General features: G+C 70.8%; 5 protein-coding genes. All 5 read left to right on the top strand.

What is annotated here, in order from left to right:
- Nucleotides 1-369: 369 nt before the first annotated feature.
- The 5 genes from AB0G56_RS42005 to AB0G56_RS42025 all read left to right on the top strand — a co-directional run bounded on the left by AB0G56_RS42005 (nt 370) and on the right by AB0G56_RS42025 (nt 4,714).
- The gene (locus AB0G56_RS42005; RefSeq protein WP_360981576.1) at nt 370-876 is read left to right on the top strand and encodes a hypothetical protein; all 507 of its coding nucleotides are present in this window, start codon (nt 370-372) and stop codon (nt 874-876) included.
- 131 nt (nt 877-1,007) lie between these two features.
- Nucleotides 1,008-1,340, top strand: coding sequence for a hypothetical protein (locus tag AB0G56_RS42010; RefSeq protein ID WP_360981579.1), 333 nt, complete (start codon nt 1,008-1,010; stop codon nt 1,338-1,340).
- A gap of 84 nt (nt 1,341-1,424) precedes the next feature.
- Nucleotides 1,425-1,829, top strand: coding sequence for a DUF6573 family protein (locus AB0G56_RS42015; RefSeq protein ID WP_360981588.1), 405 nt, complete (start codon nt 1,425-1,427; stop codon nt 1,827-1,829).
- Between the two features lie 109 nt (nt 1,830-1,938).
- Nucleotides 1,939-2,373: a hypothetical protein gene (locus AB0G56_RS42020; protein WP_360981582.1), complete on the top strand. Its 435-nt coding sequence runs from the start codon at nt 1,939-1,941 to the stop codon at nt 2,371-2,373.
- Between the two features lie 427 nt (nt 2,374-2,800).
- Entirely contained in the window at nt 2,801-4,714 is a 1,914-nt protein-coding gene (locus tag AB0G56_RS42025) for a ParB N-terminal domain-containing protein (RefSeq protein ID WP_360981585.1), read from the top strand.
- Nucleotides 4,715-4,840: the final 126 nt, after the last annotated feature.

The following is a 4,840-nucleotide window of genomic DNA, read 5'->3' on the forward strand; positions in this document are numbered from 1 at the left end:
CCGCGCTGCGCGCGGGCTGCGTCGCTTCGCTCCTTGCGCGAAGCCCCGGGGGGCTCCTCCGGACGCCCGCCCCCCGGGGACCGGGGGACGGGCTGAAGTCCGTCGTGGTTGAGGCGGGGGAACGGAGCGCCGAGCCCGAGTGCCGGCACGTCGTGGTGACCGTTCGGGGGCTGAGGTCGAGGAGGGCCAGGAGGAGCTGGAGCCGGTGGAGGAGGTGCGGGCCGGCCCGGGGCCGGGGAAGGGAAAAGCGGCTGGCAGGGAGGGGGGTCGGCGGAGCCCGGTCGCCCTCTAAAAGATCATGGAACTTCCGGGAAAAACCCTGGTCAGACCCCCTTTTCGGCTATGTGATCCGGTCCAACGCTGGTAATATTGAGCTTGTTGGAAGGGGATGGCACCCCGGACAACGAGAACCCCTCGAAACCCACCGGAACGGAAGGGCTGGCCACCATGGACCTGCTGACTATCGACCCCCGCGACACCGTCACCTACCGTCCCGTGGAGTACCGGATTCCGCTCGGGCTGGCTCCCTATCGGCCGGGCATCGTCGGGGCGGAGGAGCTGGCCGCCACCCTCGTGGCGCGGCTGGGCCTGCTCAGGCACCGGATCGAGAACCCCCGCTACGTCGAGGAGGAGCCCCGTTGTGACCGGGGGCCGTTGCTGGATTCGATGGGCTCCCGGGCGATGCGAGTGGAGTGCCACGTCGACGGCCGCCCCGTGGCGTGGCGATACGACCGTTTCGCGCGCAACCTTGAGACCGCCTGGACGGTCGAGGTCGACGGACAGGCCCGGCCCGCCGAGCTGTCCCCGTACCTCCGGGCGCACGAGCGTCTCGCCGCCCTGGCCTGGATCGCGCACCGCGCGATCCAGGGATGGTAAACCCAGAAAAACCCTGGTCAGGAGCCCTTTGCGGCTTCCGAATCAGGCTCAATGCTGGTAATATTGAGCTTGTTGGTAGGGGATGGCACCCCGACCGGCACCACCACTCGAAACCCACCGAGGAGCACCCAATGCGCGCACTCATCGAGACCTTCAAGACCATCCGCGCCCGTCACCGCGCGGCCCGCCGGGCGGGTCTGCGGTCGTACACCGTGGTCCTGGACTGGGTGATCAAGGAGTACGCCGACCACGAGTACGCGCCCGAGATCATCACCGTCCGGGCATCCTCCCCGCTGGCCGCCGAGATGAACGCGCTGCTTGACGCCGCGCGGGACCACGCCAAGCGAGTCGGCCAGTTCGAGGGGCTGGAGGGCCGCGCACTGCTCCTCGCGGCCAGCAACCACCTGAAGGTCGTCGCCACCTTCGACGGCGCGCACAGCGCCGTCCACTCCGACCACTTCTGATCTGCCCCGGCCGGGGCGGCGGTTGGCACCGCCGCCCCGGCCCTCGAAACCCGTACGTACAACGAGAGGCACCCAGTGAGCACCATGACCGGCACCGTCACCACCCGCGCCCACGCCATCGAGACCGGCGCGCTGATCGAGGCCGACCCCGGCATTGCCGCCGAGGTCGAGTTCCCCGCCCCGGTGGCCATGACCGAGGCCGTTTACGCGGACTGCATCGCCGTCCCCGACACCTACCGGTGGGACACCGGCATCCGGCTGGACGACGCCGAGCGGGAATGGGACCTGCTCATCACCGCGTCCCGGGCGATCAAGGCCGCCGCAGGGTCCGGCCGCCCGCCCCGGCTCGCGTTCTCCCTCTACCGCGTCCCGGTCGACGGCCACAGCCGCGACCCGCAGCGCGTGACCCTGGTGGCCGAGGCGTCGCCCGGCGACAACGGCGAGCGCGTCATCACGATCATGCGCCCGAGCGAGCACCTGCCGCAGTAAGGCGACCCGGGGCGGCCACCAGGCCGCCCCGGACGCCCCCGGCCGGAAGGGGATGGCACCCCGACCGGCCCCCCTCGAAACCCGAACCGAGCACGGAATGGAGCGCCCCATGGGCTACGAATACAGCGTTGAGGGAACCGTCCAGGTCACCCCGCCGATCCCCTTCCCCGCACTTCTGCCCCTGACGCAGGGGCCGGATCTGCCGATCTTCTGCCTGGCCCCCGGCGTCGATGACCCGGACGCCGTTGGCCCCTGGGCCGACATCGTGGGCGTGTGGGCCCTGATCCCGAAGGACGTGCCGCTCGACCAGGCGCAGCCGGTCACCGTCAGCGCACTCGCGGTCTCGCACGTCTCCAAGAGCGGAGCGATCCACCAGCCGCTCGCCAGGTTCGTCCGGCTCTGCCTGGCAGCCGGTCATGAAGTCGTCAGCGAGCTGAAGTTCCACGGCGAAGGCGGCGAGCGCGGCGAGATCCAGGTGACGCCGGGCGGCGGCATCGAATGGGTCGAGACCTCAGCCCCCGGCCGGGAGCCCGTCCGCTGGTGAAGGCCCCCGCCCGGTCCGGCCGGACGTACCGGCCGGACCGGGCGGCGTAACCGCCGGACGCGACGGCAGCCCGTCGCCTCCTCCGCCCCCGCGCCGGCCGAGGGGCGAGCTGCCGAGAACGACGGCCGCGCCGTTCCTGCGCGCGCATCGGCGCGTGTTCGCGGCGGGCCCCCGCCGCCGTGGGCGCAGCCCTCTCGGGGGGACGCCGGCCCCGGCCCGGGGCCACCAAAAGCGGCTGGCAAGGAAGAGGGGCGGACCGGCCCGGAGGGGACGTGCGGGCCGCCCTCGGTTCCTGGAAAAACCCTGGTCAGGACCCCCTTTTTGCTAGGCGATCCGGTCCAACGCTGGTAATATTGAGCTTGTTGGAAGGGGGTGGCACCCCGACCGGCACCACCACTCGAAACCCGTACGAACGAAAGGCACGAACGTGACCGTGACGCAGACCGAGCAGACGGAGCACACCCCCGAGAACGAGGCGGCCGAACCGGCAGTCTTCGGCCGCCTGGTGGCGATCGACCCGCTCGACTTCGACCCCGACGGCGGTACGGAGAAGCTGGTCATCGTCGACCCGTACAACCACCGCAAGAAGCGCGAGGAGGGCGACACCACCGAGCCTGACGCGGCCCTCATCGCCAGCGTCGAGGAGGTCGGCGTTCAGCAGGCGATCATCCTGCGCCCGCAGGAGGGCGAGCGGGACGGACAGCTCGGCATCGTGATCGGCCAGCGCCGCACCCTGGCCGCGTACCGGGTCGCCAGCGCGGCCGCGCAGGAAGGCCGCGAGTACCGGAAGATTCCGGCGATCATCCGTGACGACCTGCGCGGCGTCGATGACGAGGCGCTGACCGTCTCGATGGTGGAGAACCTGCACCGCCGACAGGCGAGCGCGCAGGACGACGTGGACGCCGCCGAGCAGCTCGCCCTTCTGGTCAAGGCCAAGAAGGTGCCCAAGGCCCGTAAGCGCAGCCTGGCCGCCGCCATCGGCCGCACCGAGGAGGAGCTGGACGCGGCCCACAAGGTCGCGCAGATGGACGCGGAGACCCTGGAAGACCTCCGGGGCGAGGAGATCGAATTCGACTGGGTCGAGCTGGGCGACTACGACGAGGTCAAGGACGTATCCAACGCTCAGGTCACGCTCATGCGGGCCAAGGCCAAGGACGAGCAGGAGGGCAACGCCAAGCGGGGCGCGTGGAAGACCGCCATGCAGGAGCTGCGCGCCAAGAAGGCCCGGACCGAGCGGATCGAGACCCTGAAGGCCGAACTGGCCGAGAAGAAGGTCAACACCGTCCACTGGGTGTGGAACTGGTCCTACAGCACCGCCCGGCCGCTGGAGGAGCTGGTAAGCGGCATCGGTATGCCGATGAGCGAGCAGGGGCACAGCGAGACCTGCGAGGGGCACGCCGCCACGATCGACCCCGACGCGGCCGAGGTGGTGTGGCTGTGCGTCGACTGGAAGAAGCATGGCCACCGGATCGCCGGGGCCGCCCAGGGTGACGACGGCGACGGCGAGCCTGACGAGGAGGAGGCCGCCAAGGCCGAGGCCGTGCGCGAGGAGCGCCGCCGCGTGAAGGTGAACAACCTCGCGTGGAGGACGGCCCGAGCGGGCCGGGAGGCCCACATCGCGGACATGTGCAAGGACAAGGGCGAGGCCCCGGCCGACGTCAAGGACCTGATCATGCGGACGCTCCTCGCGAGCGATGGGCACTACACCCACTACGTCGGGAGCCAGGAGCACGGGGCGATGCTGGCGAAGTTCCTGGGGGACGAGCGGCTCACCCGGCACCCGAAGGACGTGATCAGCTCGCTGATCAAGAAGACCGCGAGCAAGCGGTATTGGTGGACGCTGTTCGCGCACGTGGCGGGCTACTTCGAGGCCGAGCACATGAAGGACGACGCATGGCGCGGGGAGCCCCACTACCACCACGGCCCCTCGGTGCGCGGCCGGATCAGGCCCGCGACCGCCGAGTGGATCAGCTTCCTGAAGCACCACGGGTACGGCGTGACGGAGGTCGAGGCGGAGACGGTGGCCACCGCCGAGCAGGAAGCCGAGGCCGAGGCTGAGCGCAGGGCCGAGCAGGAGCGGCAGCGCGAGGAGCGGGAAGCGGCCAGGGCCGCGCGGCAGGCCGAGAACCCCGCGCCCGACGAGGACGAGGAGTCCAGCGATGACGGCGACGACGGCGAAGAGGACTACCAGTACGACGACACGGACGAGGAGTACGAGGAACCGGCCGGGGCGGTAGAGAACACCGACCCCGAGGCCGAGACGGACGCGGGCGCGGACGAGACGGAGGGGCACGAGGACGCGCCCGCCGAGGACGACCAGGAGGACAGCGAGCAGGAGTAACAGCGGTACCGGGCAGGCCCGTTCCTTGACGGGCCTGCCCCGGCCGGGGGGGGGGGGGGGGCCCCCCCCCCCCCCCCCCCAAAACCCAAAAAACCGGGAAACGGAGACCCAGGCAGACGGTGGTGT

The sequence above is a fragment of the Streptomyces sp. NPDC021356 genome (genome assembly GCF_040641015.1).
GTDB lineage: Bacteria > Actinomycetota > Actinomycetes > Streptomycetales > Streptomycetaceae > Streptomyces.